Source organism: Rhizobacter sp. OV335 (genome assembly GCF_900142965.1).
In the GTDB taxonomy this organism is placed as follows: Bacteria; Pseudomonadota; Gammaproteobacteria; order Burkholderiales; family Burkholderiaceae_C; genus Rhizobacter.
In genome coordinates this window covers 59,308-80,772 of the sequence record NZ_FRCQ01000013.1, presented here as the reverse complement: position 1 = coordinate 80,772, position 21,465 = coordinate 59,308, and the positions used below count along the sequence as shown (strand labels likewise).

Sequence of the window (21,465 nt, the reverse complement as noted above, 5' to 3'; positions counted from 1 at the left end):
CCCCGGGCTTTAGACTCTCGCCATGGGCACGCTGCTGGCTTTCGACACCTCCACCGACGCGATGAGCGTCGGGCTGGTCGCGCCCGGGCTGCAGCTTGCGCACGATCGCGCCGGTGGACCGCAAGCCTCGGCCACGTTGATTCCTGAACTGATGGCCTTGCTGGCCGCGCACGGCCTCGCGCTCGCCGACATCGACGCGATCGCCTTCGGCTGCGGCCCCGGCGCGTTCACCGGCCTGCGCACCGCCTGCTCGGTGGCCCAGGGGCTGGCGTTCGGCGCGAACAAGCCGGTGATCCCGGTCGACAGCCTGATGCTGGTGGCCGACGACGCGCGGGCGCAAACCGGTGCCGACGACCTCTGCGTCGCGATGGACGCGCGGATGGACGAGATCTACGCCGGCCGCTACCGCTGGAGCGATGGGCGCTGGACGGTGACCACGGCGCCCGCGTTGCTGCGCATCGAAGCCTTCAACGCACTGTGGCATGAGCACCCGCCCGCGGTGATCGCCGGCTCGGCCCTCGAGGCCTTCGGCGACCGGCTGGCCCTGGCGCCCTCGCCGCGGCGTGTGCCGCAGCCGCGCTCGCGAGCCGAGGCGCTGGCCCGCGTTGCCACCCAGCTGTGGACACAAGGGGTCCGTGTCGATGCCGCGCACGCGCTGCCCGTCTACCTGCGCGACAAGGTGGCGCAGACGACCGTCGAGCGCGCGCACGACAAGGTGATGAAAGATCAGGCGATGAAAGCGAAGGCGGCTGCATGAGTGCCGTGCTGAGGGACAAGCGCCTGCTGCTGCCGCTGGGCGTCACGCAGCTCGACGCGGTGCTCGAGATCGAGCGCCAGGCCTACGAATTCCCGTGGACCCATGGCAATTTCATCGACTCGCTGGCCGCCGGCTACGTGGCCCGCGTGATCTACGGCGAGCGCGGCGAGATGCTGGGCTACTTCATCGCGATGCCCGGCGTGGACGAGATGCACCTGCTGAACCTGACCGTCGCCCCGGCCTTCCAGCGCCAGGGGCATGCGCGCTTCCTGCTCGACGAGCTGGTGGCCGTGTGCCGCGAGCGCCACGCCGCCCAGCTGTGGCTGGAGGTGCGGCAGAGCAACGAGCGCGCGCGGGCGCTGTACCTGCGCTACGGTTTCAAGGCGATCGGCACGCGCCGCGGCTACTACCCGGCGTCGCGCACCACGCACCCGAGCGGGCGCGAGGATGCGGCGGTGATGAGCCTGCAGGTGGAGGGTGCCGATGCGCTGGAGTGAACGCCAGGTCGCGATGCTGCAGGAGATGGGCATCCGCGTGTGGAACACGCCGTCGCAGGACGATGCGGTGGCACTCGCCGAGCCCGACACCGGGGTCGACACCCCGCCGCCCGCGTCGGCGCCTGCGCTGCCCTCGCCCGCCGCGGCCGCCCCCGTGCGCGGCCCCCGCGCGACCGGCGTCGACGCGATGGACTGGCCCGCGCTGCGCGAGGCGGTCGCGGGCTGCACCGCCTGCAAGCTGTGCAGCGGCCGCACGCAGACGGTGTTCGGCGTCGGCAACCCGCAGGCCCACTGGATGGTCGTCGGCGAAGCGCCCGGCGAACAGGAGGACCGGCAGGGCGAGCCCTTCGTCGGCAAATCGGGCCAGTTGCTCGACAGCATGCTGCGCGCGCTCGGGCTGACGCGCGGCGAGGCCGAGCCGGCGCGCCAGGTCTTCATCGCCAACACGCTGAAGTGCCGCCCGCCCGGCAACCGCAACCCCGAGCCCGACGAGCTGGCGCAGTGCGAGCCCTTCCTGATCCGCCAGATCGAGCTGGTGAAGCCGCGCATGATCCTCGCGATGGGCCGCTTCGCGGTGCAGAGCCTGCTGCGCAGCAACGAGCCGGTGGGCAGGCTGCGCGGCCGCGTGCACCAGTACCAGGGCGTGCCGCTGGTCGTGACCTACCACCCGGCCTACCTGCTGCGCAATCCGGAAGACAAGGCCCGGGCGTGGGACGACCTGTGCCTGGCGCTGGAGCAGATGAAGGCCGAACAGATGAAAACGGCGGCCACCTGACGATGGACGCCACCACGCCCGCCTGGCCCGACACCGAGGACCTGCCGTGCATGGTGCTGCGGCTGACGCCCGAATGCGTGCTGTTGCAAGGCAACCGCGCCTTCGTCGAGTTCAGCGGCGCCGGCTCGGTGCTCGACGCCGGGCTGCTGTGGCAGGCGCTGCTCGGCCCCGAATCGCGCGCCACGCTCGCCACGCGGCTGATCGGCCGCGAGGACTTCGCGCTGAACCTGCGCATGCAGTGCGCGCCGCAGTCGACCGGCGGCTACTGCTGGCTCGACATGGAGGCGCGCTGGCTGCCGGCGTTCGGCCACTACCTGTGCGTGCTGCACGACGTGACCGACAGCCGGCGCGCGGAACTCTCGGCACGCGCCCGCGCCGACCAGTTCCAGCTGCTGGCCGACAACGTGCCGGTGCTGATCGCCTACTACCAGGCCAGCACGCTGCGCTGCCTGTTCGCGAACAAGCGCTACGCGCAGACCTTCGGCTGGGACGAGCAATCGATCGTCGGCCACACCGTCGCCGAGATCATCGGCGAGCCGGCCGCACGGCTGATCCAGCCGCAGGTCGACCGGGTGCTGCGCGAACGGCGCGGCGCGTCGTACGAGCGCGAGCTGATCGGTGCCGACGGCGCGCGCCGCTGGATCGAGGTGAACCTGCTGCCGCACGTCGTCAACGACGGCGACGCGACCGCCGCCTTCGTGCTGATCTCCGACATCACGAAGCACCGGCTGGCCGAGCAATCGGTGCGCGAATCGGAAGAGCGGCTCGCGAAGTTCATGCAGGCGAGCGCCGAGGGCATCGTGTTCCACAAGAATGGCGTGATCACCGACGCCAACCCGCCGGCGCTCGCGCTGATCGGCTACACGCTGGAGGAGCTGAAGGGCCGCCAGACGCTGGATTTCATCGCGCCCGACCAGCTGGCCCGCGCCGCCGCGACGCAGGCCGCCGCCGCCGAGATCACCTACGAGAGCGTCGCGCTGCACAAGGACGGCGGGCGCATCCCGGTCGAGTTCACCGTGCGCACGATGCTGCGCAACGGCGAGCGCATGCGCATGACGCTGGTGCGCGACCTGCGCGACCGGCAGGCGGCGCAGGAGCGCATCCATCACCTGGCGCACCACGACGCGCTGACGCAGCTGCCGAACCGGATGAGCTTCATGGAGACGCTGGAGCACCGCATCACCGGCGCCCGCACCAGCGACTCGCAGCTCGCGCTGCTGTTCATCGACCTCGACCACTTCAAGCGCGTCAACGACTCGCTCGGCCACCTGATCGGCGACACGCTGCTGCAGACCGTCGCGCAGCGCATCATCCAGAGCCTGCGCTCGACCGACCTGGTCGCACGCTTCGGCGGCGACGAGTTCATCGTGCTGCTGCCCGGCGTGCTGCAGCGCGCCGACGTCGAGGAGGCCACGCAGAAGCTGCTGGCGGCGATCGAGGTGCCGGTGAATGCCGACGGGCGGCTGATCTCGGTGACGCCGTCGGTCGGCATCTCGATGTTCCCGCACGACGGGCAGACCGCCGACGAGCTGATCAAGAACGCCGACACCGCGATGTACCTCGCGAAGGCGCGCGGCCGGGCCAACTACCAGTTCTTCACACCGGCGATGGCGCGCTCGGCCTATGCCGCGCTGGTGATGGAAAGCCAGATGACGCAGGCGCTGGAGCGCAGCGAGTTCGTGCTGCATTTCCAGCCGCAGGTGCGCTCGCACGACGGCGTGCTGGTCGGCGTCGAGGCGCTGATCCGCTGGAACCACCCGGAGCGCGGGCTGCTGATGCCCGACCACTTCATCCCGCTGGCCGAGCAGCAGCGGCTGATGCTGCCGATCGGCCAGTGGGTGCTGCGCGACGCGCTGCGCTGCGCGCGGCGCTGGCACGAGGCCGGCATCAGCAGCGTGCCGGTGGCGGTGAACCTGTCGAGCGTGCAGTTCCAGACGGTCGGTTTCATCCAGCTGATCGCCGACATGCTGCGCGAGGAAGGCGTGCCGGGCGATTTCCTCGAGCTGGAGCTGACCGAGCGCATGCTGATGGACGACCTGGGCGAGGTGAAGGCCCGGCTCGGCGAGCTGAAGGCGATGGGCATCCGCATCTCGGTCGACGACTTCGGCACCGGCTACTCGTCGCTCGGCCACCTGAAGGAGCTGCCGATCGACAAGATGAAGATCGACCGCTCGTTCGTGAAGGACCTGCCGGACGAGCACGACTCGGCGGCGATCGCGCGCGCGATCGTGCAGCTGGCGCGCAGCCTCGACATCACGGTGATCGCCGAAGGCGTCGAGACGATCGCGCAGCAGGAGTTCCTGACGCGGCTCGGCTGCGACGAGCTGCAGGGCGAGCTGGTCAGCGCGCCGCTGCCGGCGGCGGCGTTCGAGGCCTGGGCGATCGCGCTGGCGGGGCCGGCGCTGGTGTGAACATCAGGGCCGAGTGACGAGGTCGTCGTTGGCGAGCCAGCGCTCGGCCAGCTCGGCGCTGCGGGTCGACAGGCGCTCGACCAGCGAGGATTCGACCAGCTCGCGCACGCCGGTGTCCGGCGATTGCAGCGCCCGCTCCATGGCCCGCATCAGGCGGGTGAGCGGCTCGGCGCCGGCCGGGTCCTTCATCAGGCGCAGCATCAGCCGGGTGACGTCGGCCATCAGCGCCACCGGCACCAGGCCGTGGTGGGCCTCGATGTGCCGCTGGTGCAAGGGCGACAGTTCGGGGACCTGCGTCAGGAGTTCATCGACGAACGCCGCGATGCTCATCTGCTTCTTCAGGTGGGTGGTCAAGTCGGTCCTTCAGGCTGTCGGTTGCACCCGACCTGAGTGACGCAGGACGCAGATCGGTTCCCTCGCTAGCGTTTCTTGACCGGCCGCGTCCAGCCTTCCAGCGACACCTGCTTCGCGCGCGACACCGTCAGCTGGCCGGCCGGCGCATCCTTCGAGATCGTCGAGCCGCCGCCGATGGTCGCGCCGGCGCCGATCACGACCGGTGCGATCAGCACGCAGTTGCTGCCGACGTGCACGTCATCGCCGATCACGGTGCGGTGCTTGTTCGCGCCGTCGTAGTTGGCGGTGATGCTGCCGGCGCCGTAGTTCACGCGCTCGCCCACCGTCGCATCGCCCAGGTAGGCCAGGTGGTTGGCCTTCGCGCCCTTCGCGAGCGTCGAGTTCTTCACCTCGACGAAGTTGCCGATGTGCACCTCGTCGCCCAGTTGTGCGCCGGGGCGCAGCCGCGCGAACGGGCCGACCAGCGATCCGCGGCCGACCGTCACGCCCTGCGCCTCGCCATCAATGTGCGTGAACGGGTGGATCACCGCGCCGGCCGCAATGCGCGCGTTGCGGATCACGCAGTTCGCGCCGATGCGCACGCCGTCGCCCAACTCGACCTCGCCGTCGAACACGCAGTTGACGTCGATCTCGACATCGCTGCCGCAGCTCAGCTTGCCGCGCACGTCGAAGCGCGCCGGGTCGGCCAGCCGCACGCCGGCTTCCATCAGCGCCTCGGCGCGGCTGCGCTGGTAGCGGCGCTCCAGGTCGGCCAGCTGCATCGGGCTGTTGACGCCCAGCACCTCGGTCTCGCTCTTCGGCTGCGCGGTGACGACCGGCACGCCGTCGGCGACCGCCATCGCGATGATGTCGGTCAGGTAGTACTCGCCCTGGGCATTCTTGTTGTCCAGCCTGGCCAGCCAGTCCTTCAGCCGCTTCGTGGGCACCGCCATCACGCCGGTGTTGACCTCGCGGATCTCGCGCTGCGCCGGCGTCGCATCCTTGTGCTCGACGATCGCGCGCACCTGCTCGCCGTCGCGCACGATGCGGCCGTAGCCGGTGGCATCGGCCAGCGTGATCGTCAGCAGCGCGAAGCGCTCGCCGCCGCAGGCGTCGACCAGCGCGCGCACCGTGGCCGCGTCGATCAGCGGCGTGTCGCCGTTCAGGATCAGCGTCGTGCCCTCGTCATGCAACTGCGGCACGGCCTGCTGCACCGCATGGCCGGTGCCCAGCTGCGGCATCTGCCGCACGAAGAGCAATCCGGGTGCCTGCACCGCCGCCTCGACCTGCTCGGCGCCGTGGCCGGTGATCGTGATGATGCGGGTCGCCCCCAGCGCTGCTGCGGTACCCAGAACATGCTGCAATAGGCTTCGCCCGGCCAGCTTGTGCAAGACCTTGGGCAGGCCGGATTTCATGCGGGTGCCTTTGCCCGCGGCCATGATCACGATGTCGAGAGCCATGCAACGTCCTTTTTTCAGGTCGGTGATTATCGGTGTCGCGCTGGCGTTGACCACCCTGCTTTCAGGGTGTGGCGCGATGCGGCTGGCCTACAACCAGGCCCCCGATCTGGGGTATTGGTGGCTGGACAAGTACATCGACTTCAACGACGAGCAGACGCCGCGTGTGCGCGATGCGATCACGTCGTGGTTCCGCTGGAACCGCAGCACCCAGCTGCCGGACTATGCGCGCTGGCTGGACAAGCTGGCCGGCGACCTGCAGCAGCCGGTCACCGCGGCCCAGGTGTGCCGCTGGACCGACGAGGTCGAGTCGCGCATGTTCGTCGGCCTCGACCAGGCGCTGCCGGCGCTGGCCGAAACGGCGCTGTCGCTGAAGCCCGAGCAGCTCAAGCACATCGAGAAGCGCTACGCGAAGGTCAACGACGACTATGCCGACGACTACCTGCAGCCCGATCCGCAGGACCGCGTGAAGGCCACGATGAAGCGCACGATGGAGCGCGCCGAGATGCTGTACGGCGACCTGGACGACGCGCAGACCGCGCAAGTGAAGCGGGCGATGGCGGCGTCGCCGTTCGACCCCGAGCTGTGGCTGGCCGAGCGCAAGGCGCGCCAGCAGGACGTGCTGCAGACCTTGCGCCGGCTGCTGGCGGAGCGGCCGCCGCAGGCCCAGGTGCAGGCGGCGCTGCGCGCGATCGCCGAGCGGGTGCAGCATTCGCCGCGCGAGAACTTCCGCAGCTACCAGGAAAAATTGACGCGCTACAACTGCGAGTTCGGCGCGCAGCTGCACAACACGACGAGCGCGGTGCAGCGGCAGTACGCGGCGAAGAAGCTCAAGGGGTGGGCCGGCGACTTCCACGCGCTGGCGGCGGACGCCGGCCGCTGACCCCCGTCAACTTGGGGGCAACTGGATCGTCACCCGGCGCGGATTGATGCCGGTCTGCGGAAAGTCCTTCAGCGCCGCGTCGAACATCGCGGCGATCAGCCCATCGCTGCCCATCGTCGTGCCGTCGTTGGCGGCGCGCGCCTCGTACACCACCTGCCCGGACTGCCGGTCCCGGATCAGCACCGCCACCTCGCGGTCATAGTAGGTCGTGTCGTAGTAGCGCGGACCGAAGTAGCCGGGCGGGCCCCAGAACGGCCCCCGGCCATAGCCGTAGCCATAGCGCGAACGGTACAGCCCGCCGTGCCACCACAGCGGATCGTCGTACGGCGAGACGTCGTAGCGGTTGATGCGCGCGCCGACCTGCACCGTGAAATCGGCGGCCTTCGCCTCACCCGCTTCGCTGAAACCGGCCACCTGCAGCGAGTGCCGGGCCATCGACTCCAGCTTCTCCTGCTCCATCGCCCGCGCCTGCTGCGACGGCAGGCGCTCGAACGCGTAGGTCGATGCGCTGCGCCCGGCCGGCCACTGGCTGTAGGTGGAGACGTTGCTGTCGACCGCGTTCAGCGCGGCGCAGCCCCCCAGGCCCAGCAACGCGCCGGCCAGCAGGGTGGTGGTCAGGGCAGGTTTCCACATGGTCGGCCTCCGTCAGGTCAAACGTGCAGCTTGATGGGCACCGCGTCGCCGGCGGGTTCCGCCGGGGCGCAGCTCTCGTCGTCATCGAAGGCCCGATCGCCACCGGCATCGGGCACCCCGGTGGTTTTGAGCGTCGTGAACGGGTAGAGGTTCCGATCCATCATGTGCGACGGCACGATGTTGCCCATCGCGGTGAACATGTTCTCGATGCGGCCGGGGAAGCGCTTGTCCCAGTCGCGCAGCATCTGCTTCGTCTGCACCCGCTGCAGGTTCTCCTGGCTGCCGCACAGCGTGCACGGGATGATCGGGAACTGCCGGTGCGCGGCCCAGCGCTCCAGGTCGGGCTCGGCCACGTAGGCCAGCGGGCGGATCACGATGTTCTTGCCGTCGTCGCTGACCAGCTTCGGCGGCATGCCCTTCATGCGGCTGCCGAAGAACATGTTCATGAACAGCGTCTGCAGCATGTCGTCGCGGTGGTGGCCGAGCGCCACCTTGGTCGCGCCGAGCTCGCCGGCCACGCGGTACAGGGCACCGCGGCGCAGCCGCGAGCACAGGCTGCACATCGTCTTGCCCTCGGGGATCAGGCGCTTGACGATCGAATAGGTGTCCTGGCTCTCGATGTGGAAGGGCACGCCGCGCGACTTCAGGTACTCCGGCAGCACGTGCTCGGGGAAGCCCGGCTGCTTCTGGTCGAGGTTCACCGCCACCAGCGTGAAGCGGATCGGCGCGCGCTGCTGCAGGTTCAGCAGGATGTCGAGCAGCGCGTAGCTGTCCTTGCCGCCGGACACGCAGACCATCACCTTGTCGCCGTCCTCGATCATGTTGAAGTCGGCGATCGCCTGGCCGACCTGGCGATGCAGGCGCTTGCTGAGCTTGTTGATCTCGAAGGCGTTCTTCGCTTCGTCCTTGGGGTTGTCCAGTACCGCACTCATCACAGGTCCTTCTTCATCGCAAAGACTTCGCAGCCGACGGCTTCGCAGTCCGGGTACACATCGGGTTTGGCGGTCGACACGCGCGCGGCCCGCACGCGCGGGTGGGCCATCATCAGCGCCAGCACGTCGTCGCACAGCGTTTCCTGCAGGTGGATGTGGCCCTGCTTCACGCGGCCGGCGATGGTGCGGCGGATGAAGTCGTAGTCGACCACCTCGTCGAGCTCGTCGGCCTTCGGGGTCGACATTGCCAGCGGAATGTAGAGGTCGACATTGATCAGCACGCGCTGCTCGCCCTTCTTCTCGAAGTCGTGCACGCCGATGTTGATCCACACCTCGTAGTCGCGCAGGAACAGCCGGCGGCAATCCATCAGGCCGGGGTGGATGAGCAGGGAATGCATGTCAGGTCTTCTTCTCGGGATTGGCAATGAACATCACGTCGCGCGGCTGGCCCTGCAGGTGCTGGCCGCCATCGACCAGCAGCGTGCTGCCGGTGATGGCCGGCGACTCGATCAGGAACCGCACCGCCTGCGCGATGTCGCCCGGCGTCGACGAGCGCTGCAGCGGCGTCAGGCCGTGCGCCTGGGCGAATTCTGCCTCGGTCATCGCGCCCGACAGCAGCGTGACGCCCGGCGCGACGCCGCACACCCGCAGCCGCGGCGCCAGCGCCTGCGCCAGCAGCACGGTCGCCGACTGCAATGCCGCCTTCGACAAGGTGTAGGACAGGTAGTCGGGGTTCGGATTCCACAGCTTCTGGTCGAGCAGGTTGACGACGCAGCCGCGGCCGTCGCGGGCCGTCAGGTGCGCGTGCAGCGCCTGCGCGAGCAGCACGGCCGGGCCGGTGTTGGCGCGCCAGTGGGCCTCCATCGACGCGTAGCTGAAGCTCTCGGCGTTGTCGTAGGCGAAGGTGGAGGCGTTGTTGACGACCGCGTCGAGGCGGCCCAGGCGCTCGCAGACGGCCGGCACCAGCGCCCGGCAGGCGGCCTCGTCGGCCAGGTCGGCGGCGAACACCGCGGCGCGGGCACCGAGCCGCGCGGCCTCGTCGGCGGTGGCCTGCGCCTCGTCGCGCGAGCCGCGGCAGTGGATCGCGAGGTCGTGGCCGTGCGCGGCGAGTTCGAGCGCGATCGCCCGGCCCAGGCGGCGGGCCGCGCCGGTGACCAGGGTGACGGGGCGTGCGGACATGGCTTTCTACAATCGGGGCATGCAAACCCCACCAGCCGGCAGTGTATCGGCGGCGCTTTCGTCGCTGATCCGCCAGGCCATCGCCCGCAACGGCGATTGGCTGCCTTTCGACCGCTTCATGGCGCTCGCGTTGTACGCCCCCGGGCTCGGCTACTACGCGGCCGGCGACCGGCAGTTCGGCATGCTGCCGTCGTCCGGCAGCGATTTCGTCACCGCACCGGAGCTGACGCCGCTGTTCGGCGCCGCGCTCGCGCGCCAGGTCGCGCAGGCGCTGCGGGCCTGCGATGGCCGCGAGGTCTGGGAGTTCGGCGCCGGCTCCGGCGCGCTGGCCGAGCAGTTGCTCGACGCGCTGGCCGCCGACGGCATCGCACCCGCGCGCTACACCATCGTCGACCTGTCCGGCGCGCTGCGGCAGCGCCAGCAGGCGCGGCTGGCGCGCTTCGGCACGCAGGTGCGCTGGGTGTCGGAGCTGCCCGACACGATGCACGGCGTGATCGTCGGCAACGAGGTGCTGGACGCGATGCCGGTGCAGTTGCTGCATTTCGACGGCACGCAGTGGCACGAGCGCGGCGTGGTTGTGTCCGGCGACGGCCTCGCCTGGGGCGACCGGCCGACCGCGCTGCGCCCGCCGCTGGACGCGCCCTTCGTGCCGGGCACCGTCACCGAGATCCACCCGCAGGCGCGCGCCTTCATCGCGACGCTGGCCGACCGGCTGCAGCGCGGCGCGGCCTTCTTCATCGACTACGGCTTCCCCGAGGCCGAGTACTACCTGCCGCAGCGCCATGGCGGCACGCTGATGTGCCACCAGGGCCACCAGGCCGACGGCGACCCGCTCGTCGAGGTCGGCCGCAAGGACATCACCGCCCACGTCGATTTCACCGGCATCGCGTTGGCCGCGCAGGACGCCGGGCTGGAGGTCGTCGGTTACACCACGCAGGCCCATTTCCTGATCAACTGCGGGCTCGTCGAGCGGCTGGCCGACGCCGACCTGAAGACCCGCGCGAATGCGCAGAAGCTGTTGCTGGAGCACGAGATGGGCGAGTTGTTCAAGGTGATCGCGCTGGCGCGCGGCTGCGACGCGTCGTTCACCGACGCGCCGCTCGGCTTCGCCCACGGCGACCGCAGCCACACGCTCTGACGCGGGGCTGACGACCATGGGCTTGCGCTGGCTGCTGGTGATCCTGATCGCGCTGCTGCTGTTCAGCGGGCTGCAGCGCTGGCTGCTGAAGCTCGGGCTCGGGCGGCTGCCCGGCGACTTCCGCTTCCGGCTGTTCGGGCGCGAGTTCTTCATCCCGATCACCAGCAGCGTGCTGCTGAGCGTGGTGGCGCTGCTGATCACGAAGCTGGTCTGAAGGCTGCACCGCCGGCAGGGGCACGGACAAACCAGACTTGCGCCGCCCCCTACAACTGGTTACAACGGCCTCGCTCCCTCCTCGAGGGAGTACAAGGAGGCCCGCATGACTGAAGCTCTGAAATCGCCGACGACGCAGCAGGACTATCAGGAATCCCGCATCGAGGAAGAACCGATCCTCGGCCCGGTGCTCGCGATGCCCGACGGCCGCATGCACCCGCTCAGCTGGCTCGACCGGGTGAAGCTGCGGCTGCACCTGACCGACGCCCGGGCGCTCGAGTCGCGCTACTTCGCCACCTGAGGCGATGCGTCGCACAGGCTGCCCGGCAGGCCTGCACAACCTGCCCGGCGTGTTGCGCTTGTCGGTCCCGGTGTTCGTGGCGCACGAGTTGCGCGCGGTGCGCTGGTTGCTGATGCTCGATGACCGGGCCCGCCGGCGCATCGCCCTCCACGTGCGGAATCGTCAGTTGCCGGTCGAAGGCTGAGCTTGCGACTGAGACTGCGACGCGAGGAATTCCGACACCGCCACGTAGCGCGCATGCCGGATCGCCGAGCCGATCGCGGTGCCCTTCCAGCCGCGGGCCAGCGCATCGGACGACACCTTCGCGGTGTCCACCGCCAGAGCGGCGTCCATCGCGCCCTGCAGGCGCGGCCGCTGCGGATACGGCCGCTCCTCGAAGCCGGTGCGCCCGCGCGCATCGCACTCGCAGGCGAGCAGCAGTTCTGAAAACCGCACCGGCCGCCGCCACACGTCGCAGCGGTCGAACAGGCGCATCACCGCCGAGCCGTCGAGCTGCAGGCTGCGGTGGATGTTGCCGTGCTCACGCGCCACCGCCTCGGCCAGTTCGCGGCAGTCGGTCGGCACCTTCAGCCGCTGCGCCAGCACCTGCACCAGTTGCACGCTGCGCGCCTCGTGCGCGATGTGGCGCGGCAGTTCGTCGACCGGCGTCGTGCCCTTGCCGAGGTCGTGGCCGAGGCAGGCGAAGCGCACCTCGAGCGGTGCCTCGAGCCGCGCCGCCATGTCGAGCACCAGCATCAGGTGCAGCCCGGTATCGACCTCGGGATGGTGCTCCGGCGGCTGCGGCACGCCCCACAGCCGGTCGACCTCGGGCAGCAGGCGCGCCAGCGCGCCGCACCCACGCAGCACCTCGAACATGCGCGACGGTCGCGCTTCCATCAGCCCGCGCGCCAGCTCCTGCCAGACCCGCTCGGGCACCAGCGCATCGACCTCGCCGATCTCGACCATGTGGCGCATCAGCGCGTCGGTCTCCGGCGCGACGCTGAAATCATCGAAGCGCGCCGCGAAGCGCGCGAGCCGCAGGATGCGCACCGGGTCCTCGGCGAAGGCCGGCGACACATGGCGCAGCAGCTTGTCCTGCAGGTCGCGCCTGCCACCCCAGGGGTCGACGATGCGGCCGTCTTCGTCCTGCGCCATCGCGTTGATCGTCAGGTCGCGGCGCTGCAGGTCTTCCTCGAGCGTGACGCTGGGGTCCGCATGGAACGCGAAGCCGTGGTAGCCCGGCGCGGTCTTGCGCTCGGTGCGCGCCAGCGCCACCTCGTCCTTGGTCTCCGGGTGCAGGAACACCGGGAAGTCCTTGCCGACCGGCAGGTAGCCGGCCTCGAGCAACTGCAGCGGCGACGCGCCGACCACCACCCAGTCGCGGTCGTTGACCGGCCGCCCCAACAACGCATCGCGGACTGCGCCGCCTACCATCCACTTCTTCATCGGCGCAGTGTAGGGGGCGCGGCGCGGTGAACGGCCTCAGCGCGCGCTGCGATACGGCTCCTCGAAGGGAAGAAAGTCCTGCTCGGCCAGCGCGTCGCGGCACCAGGCATCGACCCCGGGCAGCGCGCGCACCCGCTGCACGTAGGCCGCGATCTGCGGCGGCAGCGGCAGCCGGTAGCTCAGCAGCCGCATCACCACCGGCGCGAAGTACGCATCGGCGATCGTGAAGCCGCCGAACAGCAGCGGGCCGCCGTGCTGCTCGAGCAGTTCGCTCCACATCTGCACCAGGCGGTCGAGGTCGGCGCGCACCGCCGGCTGCTCGCGCAGCAGCCGCTCGCCGACCTCGGGCAGCACGGCCTCGATGTTCATCGGGCAGTGGTTGCGCAAGGCACCGAAGCCGGAATGCATCTCGGCGCAGACGCTGCGGGCGCGTGCCCGGGACTTCGCATCGGCAGGCCACAGCTGCTTGGCGGGAAAGCGCTCGGCCAGGTACTCGGCAATCGCCAGCGTGTCCCACACCGCGAAGCCGTCGTCGACCAGCAGCGGCACGCGGCCGGTCGGCGAGTGGCGCGCCAGCTCGCTCTTGAACTTCGAGTCGGGCTCGAACGAATCGAAGCGGACCATCACCTCGTCGAACGCGATGCCGGCCTGCTTCAGCAGCACCCACGGGCGCATGGACCAGGACGAGTAGTTCTTGTTGCCGATGTAGAGCTGCATGGAGGATCTCGGGTTGTCGAGTCGGTCAGAGGGGGCCATGCATCGTAGGCGAGCCCCGCGCCGCCGCCGACCCGGTCACCGATGAGATTTGCGAATGAGATCAATGACCGGCACGCATTCGCTGCCGGCGCGCGCGCTCAACCGCGCCCGGCCTGCCGCCGCCAGCCTTCGAGCCGCGCCGGCCCGGCGACGCCGCCGAGGTAGTCCGGCACCACCGCTTCGAGCCCGGTGCGGCGCACGCCGAGCGCATCGAGCCCTGGCAGCGCTTCGTTCGCGACGTTCGGCACCTTCATCGAATCGAGGTTGTCGCGCGACATCAGCGGCGTGCCGGGCAGCCATTCCATCAGCCCGGCCTGCAGCCGCGCCAGGCCGTCGGGCAGCGCGAGCACCGGCCGCGGGTGGCCCGACCAGCGCCCGGCCAGCCGCGCCAGCTGCTCCAGCGTGTAGACCTTCGGGCCGGCGCACTCGTACGAACGCGCGGCCGCCGCGCCACGCGTCAATGCCTGCCCGATCGCCGCCGCCACGTCCTGCACCCACACCGGCTGGAAGCGCGCATCGTCCCCGCCCAGCGGCAGCACCGGCAGCACGCGTTGCAGCCGGGCGAACAGGTTCATGAACCGATCCTCCTCGCCGAACATCACCGACGGGCGCAGCACCGTCACGTCGAGCCCCGACTGCTGCAGCACCGCCTCGCCGGCGGCCTTCGAGCGCAGGTACATGCTCGGGGTGCCGGCCTGCGCGCCGAGCGCGCTGACGTGCACCAGCCGGCGCACGCCTGCCTGCCGGCAGGCGTGTGCGATGCGGTTCGGCAGCTCGACATGGGCGCGCTGGAAATCCGCCTCGCTCCCGTGGAGGATGCCGACCAGGTTGATCACCGCACTGCGGCCGGCAACCATGCGCGCGAGTTGCACGTCGTCGTGCACGTCGGCGCCGACCAGCTCGACGGTCGGCAGCATCTGCAGCGCCTTCGCGCGCTGCGGCTGCCGGCTCGCGACGGTCAGTCGGCCACCGGCCGCACCGTTGCGCTGGATCAGTTCGGCACACACGGCGCGGCCGAGAAAACCGCTGCCGCCGAGGATCAGCAGGTCCATGGCATTACGGCAGGTTGGTGTCGGGGGGCGGCGCGGTCAGCTCGCGCGGGCCGACCGGCTTGCCCAGTCGCGCCTTCAGCGACGCGGTCTGCAGCGCCGTCGGGTCGTTCAGCAGCGTCGCGTAGAGCAAGGTGTTGGCCATCACCTTCTTCACGTAGTCGCGCGTCTCGTTGAACGGGATGTTCTCGATCCAGATCGCCGGCTCCAGCTTCGGGCCCTCGCGCCAGCGCCGCGGCCGACCCGGGCCGGCGTTGTAGGCGGTGGCGCTCAGCACCTGCGAGCCACCGAAGTCGTCGAGCAGCAGCCGCAGGTAGCTCGAGCCGAGCTGCACGTTGGTCGGCACGTCCATGATCTGCGCCGGGTCGTAGGCCATGCCGATGCGCTTGGCGACGTTCTTCGCGGTCGGCTGGATCACCTGCATCAGCCCATACGCATTCGCGCTGGAGCGGATGTCGGGCTGGAAGCGCGACTCCTGGCGCATCACGCCGTAGATCAGCGCCGGGTCGACCGCGGTCGTCTTCGACGCCGCCATCACCTCGGCGCGGAACGGCGTCGGATAGCGCTGCGCGATGTCGATCTCGCCGCGCGTGCGGTCGCTGGTGTTGACGCAGCGGTCCCAGACGTGCCGGTCGCAGGCGAGCTGCGCCGAGGCGAGCAGCTCGCGCTCTTCCATGCCGCGCAGCGTGAAGTTCCATTCGCGCACGCCCTCGCTGCGCAGCCCGATCGACACCAGCGTCAGCGCGCGCGCCAGGCCCGGCTGGCGCGCGGCGGCGTCGCGCTCGTCCTGCGTCAGCGGCTGCGGCGCGACCGGCAGCGTGATCGGCCGGCCCAGTTCCTCGGCGGCGAGCATGCCGTAGAAGCCGAACTGCGACGAGATGCCCTCGAACATCTCGGTCGCCTGCGCCCGCAGCCCGTCGCCCTCGGCCGACTCCTTGGCCAGCGCCCGCAACGCGCGCGCCTTCCAGTAGACCCAGGTCGCATCGCGCTGCTCCACCGGGTTCATCGCATCGATCGCCTGCACCACCTGCTGCCAGCGCGGCGCGTTCTCGCCGGCGCGCAGCGCGGCACGCGCTTTCCAGGCGAGCGTCTCGTCGGCCCAGTCGATGGTCGTCGACGACTTGGCCGACAACAGCGCGGCCCGCGTGAAGTAGCCGGAGGCCTCGGGCAGCAGCTTCAGCGCCGCCTGCTTGCCGACCGCCGCCCACGCCCAGGCCGCGAGCTCGGGCGGCAGCGCGGCTTCCCATTTGCCGTTCAGCAGGTTGGCGGCGAGTTCGGGATCGGTGGACGCGAGGCGCATCAGCGCCAGCGTGTTCAGCTGGTTGGCCTGGCGGCCCCCGAGCGCGCGGGTCAGGTAGCGCGCCGGGTTGTCGGCCAGGTCGTCGACATCGCTGGCGGACCGGGTGTTGACCATCAGCGCGGCCTGGCGCGCCGCACGCGGCTTGTTGCCGTCGATCGCCAGGCGCGCCTTGCGCCAGGCATCGGCTTCGGTGAGCTGCTTCGCGTCGTACAGCGTGGCGGCCAGCAGCGCGCAGCCGTCGTCGGCCTCGCGCTGCGCGAACCAGGCGCTGCGGGCGGCGCTGCGCACGTCCTTGCCGCCGAGGTGATCGGCCAGCAGCGCGTAGCACGAGACCTCGCGGTCGTCGTTCATCCGGAAGCTCGGGAAATCGGCGGCCAGCGCCTTGAAATCACGGCGGCGGCCGAGCTCGAGCAGCCAGTCGTTGCGCAGCCGGTCTTCGACGTAGGTGCCGCGCCAGCGCTGGTAGAACGCCGCGATCTCGTCGGCCTGCACGAACTGCAGGCGCTGGCCGATCTCCCAGTAGTCGATCCACATCGCAAGCGGGTTGCGCTCGGCGATCGCGCTGTCGCGCAGTGCGGCGAGCCGGGCCCGGTCTTTCTTGCGCAGCGCCTCGCGGGCTTCGAGCACCGCGTCGTTGCCGGTCTGCGCGCAGGCGGGCATCGCGTTCAGGAGCACGGCGGCCGCCAACGCCTTCAGCACCCACCTCACCATCGCTGCGCCATATGATTTGTCTTTGTTCACGCTGTCCTTCATGGTGCCGACCTTGCCATCAGACCCCGACGTCCGCCATCCCTTGCGACATCCCCTGCGCCAACGCTTGCTGGCCGCGCGCACCGCGTTTGTCTCGTCGCCCGCCGGAAAAGTTGCAGCGGAGTCGCTCGCCCATCACCTCGGGCGGGTTCTCGATCAACTCGAACCCGAGTGCCTCGGGGTCTATTGGCCGCTCCGGTCCGAATTTAACGCAGCATCCCTGTGGGATGGCGATGGATCGCATGCCGCCTTGCCGCTTGCGTTGCCATTCACGCAGCGCGTGCCGCCGCAGATGCACTACCGCTTGTGGGATGGCAGCGCGCCGGCGCTGAAGGACGAGTGCAACATCCCGGCGGCGACCGGCGCCGCGGTGGTGCCCGACGTGGTGCTGGTGCCCTGCGTCGGCTTCACCGGCAGCGGCTGGCGGCTCGGCTACGGCGGCGGCTTCTTCGACCGCTGGCTCGCGCTGCACCCGCACGTCACGGCCATCGGCGTCGCGTGGGAGGCCGGGCGCCTCAGCGAGGCCGAACTCGCGCCGCAGGCCCACGACCTGCCGCTCGCGCTCATCGTGACCGAGAACGGGGTGGCGCAGGGCTGACCAGCTCCGGCACCGCCTGCGCGAGGCGCTGCACGCTGCTGGCCGACTGCGCGGTCAGCGTCGCGTTGGTGCGCTCGCCCTGCTCGATCAGCCAGTCGCGAAAGCGCTGTACCTCCGGCCGCGCGATCGACTGCGGCGAGACCACCATCCAGTAGGCATGCGGTGCATCGATGCGCCCGGCCGGCCCGAACGGCTCGACCAGGTCACCGCGCTCCAGCGAGTCGGCCACCAGCGCCATGCGGGCCAGCGCGATCGCCTGCCCCGCCAGCGCCGTCTGCACCTGCTGGTAGGTGAAGTTCAGGTACATCCATCGGCGCGGCTGCAGCCCGGCCTGTCCGTGCAGCGTCAGCCAGCGCCGCCAGCTCAGGAACTCGGCGGTCGGGCGGTTGTCGTCTTCCTCGGCCAGCGTGTGGCCGGCCAGGTCGGCCGGCGTCGACAGCGGCGGCGCCTGGCCGCGCGCGATCTGTTCGGCCAGCCACGGGCTGATGGCCGGCGTCAGCGTTTCGCCGAACAGCCGCGGCGTGCCGGCCGGCACCAGGTGGTCACCGCCGTAGCGCAGCACGATGTCGATCTCGGGGTCGTCGAGGTCGACCACCATGTCGGTGGCCGAGACGCGGATGTCGATGTCGGGGTTCGCGCGCTGGAAGGCCTCGAGCCGCGGCAGCAGCCACAGCGACACGAACGACGCGAAGGTGTTCACCGTGACGCGCCGCCGGCCGCGCGAGGTGCGGATCTGCCGCACCGCGGTGTCGAGCCGATCGAGCGACGGGGCGACGGCGCGCAGCAGCACCTGGCCGTCGCCGGTGAGTTCGACCGAGCGGGTGCCGCGGTTGAAGAGCGGCGCGCCGAGTTCGTCCTCCAGCCCCTTGATCTGCCGGCTGACGGCCGATTGGGTCAGGTGCAGTTCTTCGGCGGCAGCGCTGAAGCTGAGGTGGCGGGCCACCGCCTCGAAGGCCCGGATCGGACCGACCGAGAGCGGCCGATGACGCGGTTGATTCATGCGCGAATGGTATCAATGCGCGCCGCGTAAGTCATTGGACCACCGGCCTGCAGCCCCCTAAAGTTCATCCCATGCCCTGCAAGGAGAGCAACATGGCAAGCCCGATGGTGATGAGCAATTTTCAACAATCCGAAGCCGCGAGCTGGACCGTGGCGCCCGGCGAGGCCCGCCCGCTGGAGATCGGACCCGGGTCGCGCTGGCTGCGCGTCACCGAAGGCCGCCTGTGGCTGACGGTGCCGGGCACGGCCGACGAGCCGGCCCAGGATGTGTGGCTGGAACGCGGCGACAGCGTCGCGCTGCCGGCCGGCGCGCAGGCGGTGCTCGAAGCCTGGCCGAGCGCGCAGTTCCAGCTGCTGGTGCCGCCCGACGCCTGCAAGCGCGGCAAGTCGCTGGCGCAGCGGTTCAGCGAGCAGCTCTCTTCGCGGCTGGGCGCTTCGTCTTCGCCGGCGCTGCACGCGGCTTGACCGGCTTGCGGGCCTTGGCCGCCGCGGCGCGCAGGCCCGCCTCCATCGCGAGCCGCGCCCACGGGCGCATCAGCGCCGGCGATTCCATCGCGTCGTCGGGCGCGGTGTAGTAGCTGATCGACACCGACTTGCCCTGCCCGCCTTCGTAGACGAAGGGCTGGCAGCCGGCCTGCTCGAAGCGCGCCCGGGTCGCGTCGTCGGCCTTCAGGTACAGGCGCTCCTCGAAGATCAGCGCGATGAACACATCGTCGACATAGAAGCCGTGCCCGCCGAACATGCGCCGCGAGCGTGTCGGGCCCAGCGAGCCGAGCAGCTCGACGCAGTAGCGGGCGAATTCATCCTTCGGTGAGCTGATCGTGGCCATGCGCCGATGGTAGGCGCGCTGCTGTGGTGCTGGCCACCCGTGCCACGGCTCGGTCACAATCGCCCGCATGGCCACCCCCGACACGTCCTCCACGATTGCGGTGCTGCGCAAGAAGCTGATCGCCGACCGTCAGGCCTTGCCCGACCGGCTCGAGCTTGCGGTGCAGCTGCAAAGCATGCTGCGCATCTGGCTGGTCAGCCGGCGCGAATCGTTGATCGGCGGCTACTGGCCGATCAAGGGCGAGTTCGATCCGCTGCCGGCGCTGTTCCGCTGGAGCGAAGGCGGACCGGGCCGGCGCATCGGGTTGCCGGTGATGGACCGGACCGACGGCACCTTGCGCTTCCACGTCTGGTACCCGGGCTGCCCGACCGAACTCGATGCGCATGACATCCCCAAGCCGAAAGGCACCGAGCAGTTCCAGCCGGAACTGCTGCTGCTGCCCTGCGTGGGCTACGGCACCGAGGGGGCGCGGCTGGGGTATGGCGGCGGGTTCTACGAGCGCTCGGTCGCCGCGCTGACGCCCCGCCCGATCACGGTCGGGCTTTGCTATGCGCACGGCTTCCTGCCGATGCTGCGCCCGAAGGAAGGCGAGAACCCGCTGGATGCCGTCATCACCGAAGAGGGTGTGATGTGGCAGCGGGACAGCTGACTACGAGAGGCCCAAGCGCCGGCAGATCTCGATCGGCGCGGTCGCGGCATTCATCGTGTAGATGTGCAGCCCCGGCACGCCGATGCGCAGCAGCCGCTCGCACAGCTCGGTCACCACGTCGAGCCCGAAGGCCTTGATCGACGCGGTGTCGTCGCCGAAGCTCTGCAGCCGCAGCCGGATCCAGCGCGGGATCTCGGCACCCGACGAATCGGCGAAGCGGATGATGCCGCTCGCGTTCGTGATCGGCATGATGCCCGGCACCACCGGGATGTCGGCCCCCAGCCGGCGCGCGTCCTCGACGAAACGCTCGTAGGCATCGGCATTGAAGAAGAATTGCGTGATCGCCGCATCGGCGCCCGCCTTCACCTTCTCGACATAGGCCTGCAGGTCGGCCTGCGGCGACTTCGCCTGCGGATGCATCTCGGGATACGCCGCCACCTCGATGTGGAACTGCTGGCCGGTGGCCTCGCGGATGAACGCGATCAGCTCGCTCGCGTAGCGGAACTCGCCGAAACCGCCATAGCCGCTCGGCAGGTCGCCGCGCAACGCCACCAGCCGGCGGATGCCCGCGGCCTTGAACTGCTCGAGCTTGGCCTGCACCGACGCCCGGTCCGCACCGACGCAGGTGAAGTGCGACGCGGCCTCGACACCCTCGGCCAGGATCGCCTGCACGGCCGCCAACGTGCCGTCCTGCGTCGAGCCGCCCGCGCCATAGGTGACGGAGCAGAAGCTCGGCTTCAGCGCATAGAGCTGCTGGCGCACGGCTGCGAGCTTGGTGACGCCTTCGGGCGTCTTGGGCGGGAAGAACTCCAGACTGACGGGAACTCGGCTCATGCAACATCCTCGGATGGCACGGCCCACACGAAGAACTCGGTGTTGCCGTTGCCGCCCTTGATCGGGCTTTGGAAATAGGCGCGCACCTGCAGAAACTGCTCCCTGCAGGCCTTGCGGATGCGCGTCTCGACCTCGGCGAAATGCCGTTCGTCCTTGACGATGCCGCCCTTGCCGATCTGCGCCGGCTGCAGCTCGAACTGCGGCTTGATCAGCAGCAGCAGGTGACCCTCGGGCGCCAGGTAGTGCGCCAGCGTCGGCAGCACGTGCGTCGACGTGATGAACGACAGGTCGCCGGTGACGAAGCCGAAACTGTGCGGCGTCGATGCGGCCTCGAAGGCCGAGCCGGTCACGTCGCGGGCATTGACGCCCTCGAAGCACTGCACCCGCGCATCGGCCTGCAGCTTCGGGTGCAACTGGCCATGGCCGACGTCGATGCCGGCCACGCGGGCGGCACCGGCCTGCAGCAGGGCGTCGGTGAAGCCGCCGGTGCTCTGGCCGGCATCGAGGCAGGCCAGCCCGGTCACGTCGATCGCGCAGTGCTTCAGCGCGCCTTCGAGCTTGAGCCCGCCGCGCGACACGAAGCGCAGCTCGGCGTCGTCGGTGATCTCGAGCTCGCAGCCTTCGGGCACGTCTTCGCCCGCCTTCTTCGGAACGGCCCAGCCCTTGGGGCCGAGCCAACGGACGGCGCCGCGCTCGATCAACCGCTGGGCGGCCGATCGGGTGGGCGCCAGCCCCTCGGAGACGAGCAGCTGGTCGATGCGCATGGT

Annotated in this window: 26 protein-coding genes; 12 read left to right on the top strand and 14 right to left on the bottom strand. The window is 70.2% G+C overall.

Annotation, left to right across the window (positions count from 1 at the left end; all coding sequences use genetic code 11):
- Positions 1-22 precede the first annotated feature (22 nt).
- The 4 genes from tsaB to BUE42_RS15320 are packed head-to-tail and all read left to right on the top strand — an operon-like array spanning position 23 to position 4,440.
- Positions 23-757, top strand: coding sequence for a tRNA (adenosine(37)-N6)-threonylcarbamoyltransferase complex dimerization subunit type 1 TsaB (tsaB, locus tag BUE42_RS15335; protein WP_073465979.1), 735 nt, complete (start codon positions 23-25; stop codon positions 755-757).
- A complete protein-coding gene (rimI, locus tag BUE42_RS15330; protein ID WP_073465978.1) occupies positions 754-1,254 on the top strand; it encodes a ribosomal protein S18-alanine N-acetyltransferase in 501 nt (166 codons plus the stop codon). The genes tsaB and rimI overlap by 4 nt, the downstream gene beginning before the upstream one ends.
- A complete protein-coding gene (locus BUE42_RS15325) occupies positions 1,241-2,029 on the top strand; it encodes a uracil-DNA glycosylase (RefSeq protein ID WP_073465977.1) in 789 nt (262 codons plus the stop codon). Before rimI ends, BUE42_RS15325 begins: the two co-directional genes overlap by 14 nt.
- 2 nt (positions 2,030-2,031) lie before the next feature.
- A complete protein-coding gene (locus tag BUE42_RS15320) occupies positions 2,032-4,440 on the top strand; it encodes a putative bifunctional diguanylate cyclase/phosphodiesterase (protein ID WP_083614171.1) in 2,409 nt (802 codons plus the stop codon).
- 3 nt (positions 4,441-4,443) lie between these two features.
- Here BUE42_RS15320 and BUE42_RS15315 read toward each other — a convergent pair whose 3' ends face one another.
- Together BUE42_RS15315 and glmU are read right to left on the bottom strand one after the other, a co-directional pair.
- Positions 4,444-4,794, bottom strand: coding sequence for a DUF7674 family protein (locus tag BUE42_RS15315; protein WP_073465976.1), 351 nt, complete (start codon positions 4,792-4,794; stop codon positions 4,444-4,446).
- A 65-nt stretch (positions 4,795-4,859) separates the two neighbouring features.
- Positions 4,860-6,233, bottom strand: a complete 1,374-nt coding sequence (gene glmU / locus BUE42_RS15310) for a bifunctional UDP-N-acetylglucosamine diphosphorylase/glucosamine-1-phosphate N-acetyltransferase GlmU (protein WP_073465975.1) — start codon at positions 6,231-6,233, stop codon at positions 4,860-4,862.
- A gap of 46 nt (positions 6,234-6,279) precedes the next feature.
- On the opposite strand from glmU, the gene BUE42_RS15305 reads away from it, so the two are divergent.
- Positions 6,280-7,113, top strand: a complete 834-nt coding sequence (locus BUE42_RS15305) for a DUF6279 family lipoprotein (RefSeq protein ID WP_143171523.1) — start codon at positions 6,280-6,282, stop codon at positions 7,111-7,113.
- A gap of 6 nt (positions 7,114-7,119) precedes the next feature.
- Here the strand turns inward: BUE42_RS15305 and BUE42_RS15300 are convergent, their stop codons facing one another.
- Genes BUE42_RS15300 through BUE42_RS15285 form a run of 4 tightly spaced genes read right to left on the bottom strand, consistent with a single transcriptional unit; the run spans position 7,120 to position 9,857 of the window.
- Positions 7,120-7,746: a DUF4136 domain-containing protein gene (locus tag BUE42_RS15300; RefSeq protein ID WP_073465973.1), complete on the bottom strand. Its 627-nt coding sequence runs from the start codon at positions 7,744-7,746 to the stop codon at positions 7,120-7,122.
- 17 nt (positions 7,747-7,763) lie between these two features.
- Positions 7,764-8,678, bottom strand: coding sequence for a tRNA 2-thiocytidine(32) synthetase TtcA (ttcA, locus tag BUE42_RS15295; RefSeq protein WP_073465972.1), 915 nt, complete (start codon positions 8,676-8,678; stop codon positions 7,764-7,766).
- On the bottom strand, positions 8,678-9,076 hold the full coding sequence (locus BUE42_RS15290) for a dihydroneopterin aldolase (protein ID WP_073465971.1): 399 nt from the start codon (positions 9,074-9,076) through the stop codon (positions 8,678-8,680). Before BUE42_RS15290 ends, ttcA begins: the two co-directional genes overlap by 1 nt.
- A 1-nt stretch (position 9,077) precedes the next feature.
- Complete coding sequence (locus BUE42_RS15285) at positions 9,078-9,857, bottom strand: SDR family oxidoreductase (RefSeq protein ID WP_073465970.1); 780 nt, start codon at positions 9,855-9,857, stop codon at positions 9,078-9,080.
- 19 nt (positions 9,858-9,876) lie between these two features.
- Between BUE42_RS15285 and BUE42_RS15280 the strand changes: the two genes are divergently transcribed.
- From BUE42_RS15280 to BUE42_RS15265, 4 genes are all read left to right on the top strand, one after another.
- Entirely contained in the window at positions 9,877-10,995 is a 1,119-nt protein-coding gene (locus BUE42_RS15280; RefSeq protein WP_073465969.1) for a class I SAM-dependent methyltransferase, read from the top strand.
- Between the two features lie 16 nt (positions 10,996-11,011).
- Positions 11,012-11,209 carry a DUF2905 domain-containing protein gene (locus BUE42_RS15275; RefSeq protein ID WP_073465968.1) on the top strand — a complete coding sequence of 66 codons (198 nt, stop codon included), beginning with the start codon at positions 11,012-11,014 and terminating at the stop codon, positions 11,207-11,209.
- 105 nt (positions 11,210-11,314) lie between these two features.
- Positions 11,315-11,509 carry a hypothetical protein gene (locus tag BUE42_RS15270; RefSeq protein ID WP_073465967.1) on the top strand — a complete coding sequence of 65 codons (195 nt, stop codon included), beginning with the start codon at positions 11,315-11,317 and terminating at the stop codon, positions 11,507-11,509.
- Between the two features lie 4 nt (positions 11,510-11,513).
- Positions 11,514-11,693: a hypothetical protein gene (locus BUE42_RS15265; RefSeq protein ID WP_073465966.1), complete on the top strand. Its 180-nt coding sequence runs from the start codon at positions 11,514-11,516 to the stop codon at positions 11,691-11,693.
- Here the strand turns inward: BUE42_RS15265 and BUE42_RS15260 are convergent.
- From BUE42_RS15260 to BUE42_RS15245, 4 genes are all read right to left on the bottom strand, one after another.
- Positions 11,672-12,934 carry a multifunctional CCA addition/repair protein gene (locus tag BUE42_RS15260; protein WP_073465965.1) on the bottom strand — a complete coding sequence of 421 codons (1,263 nt, stop codon included), beginning with the start codon at positions 12,932-12,934 and terminating at the stop codon, positions 11,672-11,674. The genes BUE42_RS15265 and BUE42_RS15260 overlap by 22 nt on opposite strands.
- Positions 12,935-12,970: 36 nt before the next feature.
- Positions 12,971-13,651 carry a glutathione S-transferase family protein gene (locus BUE42_RS15255; RefSeq protein WP_073465964.1) on the bottom strand — a complete coding sequence of 227 codons (681 nt, stop codon included), beginning with the start codon at positions 13,649-13,651 and terminating at the stop codon, positions 12,971-12,973.
- Between the two features lie 137 nt (positions 13,652-13,788).
- A complete protein-coding gene (locus BUE42_RS15250) occupies positions 13,789-14,742 on the bottom strand; it encodes a complex I NDUFA9 subunit family protein (protein ID WP_073465963.1) in 954 nt (317 codons plus the stop codon).
- A 4-nt stretch (positions 14,743-14,746) separates the two neighbouring features.
- Positions 14,747-16,780, bottom strand: coding sequence for a lytic transglycosylase domain-containing protein (locus BUE42_RS15245; protein ID WP_369822971.1), 2,034 nt, complete (start codon positions 16,778-16,780; stop codon positions 14,747-14,749).
- A 10-nt stretch (positions 16,781-16,790) separates the two neighbouring features.
- On the opposite strand from BUE42_RS15245, the gene BUE42_RS15240 reads away from it, so the two are divergent.
- Positions 16,791-17,387 (top strand): 5-formyltetrahydrofolate cyclo-ligase, encoded by a 597-nt coding sequence (locus BUE42_RS15240; RefSeq protein ID WP_235002381.1) that lies wholly within the window; start codon positions 16,791-16,793, stop codon positions 17,385-17,387.
- On the opposite strand, the gene BUE42_RS15235 is transcribed toward BUE42_RS15240, so the two are convergent.
- Complete coding sequence (locus BUE42_RS15235; protein ID WP_073465960.1) at positions 17,353-18,387, bottom strand: LysR family transcriptional regulator; 1,035 nt, start codon at positions 18,385-18,387, stop codon at positions 17,353-17,355. The genes BUE42_RS15240 and BUE42_RS15235 overlap by 35 nt on opposite strands.
- Positions 18,388-18,479: 92 nt before the next feature.
- Here BUE42_RS15235 and BUE42_RS15230 point away from each other — a divergent pair, with 92 nt between their 5' ends.
- Entirely contained in the window at positions 18,480-18,851 is a 372-nt protein-coding gene (locus tag BUE42_RS15230) for a DUF2917 domain-containing protein (protein WP_235002375.1), read from the top strand.
- Here the strand turns inward: BUE42_RS15230 and BUE42_RS15225 are convergent.
- On the bottom strand, positions 18,790-19,215 hold the full coding sequence (locus BUE42_RS15225; protein ID WP_073465958.1) for a TfoX/Sxy family protein: 426 nt from the start codon (positions 19,213-19,215) through the stop codon (positions 18,790-18,792). The two genes, BUE42_RS15230 and BUE42_RS15225, sit on opposite strands and share 62 nt — an antisense overlap.
- A gap of 67 nt (positions 19,216-19,282) precedes the next feature.
- Between BUE42_RS15225 and BUE42_RS15220 the strand changes: the two genes are divergently transcribed.
- Positions 19,283-19,864 (top strand): 5-formyltetrahydrofolate cyclo-ligase, encoded by a 582-nt coding sequence (locus BUE42_RS15220; RefSeq protein ID WP_073465957.1) that lies wholly within the window; start codon positions 19,283-19,285, stop codon positions 19,862-19,864.
- Here BUE42_RS15220 and metF read toward each other — a convergent pair whose 3' ends face one another.
- On the bottom strand, positions 19,865-20,698 hold the full coding sequence (gene metF, locus BUE42_RS15215; RefSeq protein WP_073465956.1) for a methylenetetrahydrofolate reductase [NAD(P)H]: 834 nt from the start codon (positions 20,696-20,698) through the stop codon (positions 19,865-19,867).
- Positions 20,695-21,462, bottom strand: a complete 768-nt coding sequence (locus BUE42_RS15210; protein WP_073465955.1) for a TlyA family RNA methyltransferase — start codon at positions 21,460-21,462, stop codon at positions 20,695-20,697. The genes metF and BUE42_RS15210 overlap by 4 nt, the downstream gene beginning before the upstream one ends.
- Positions 21,463-21,465 lie beyond the last annotated feature (3 nt).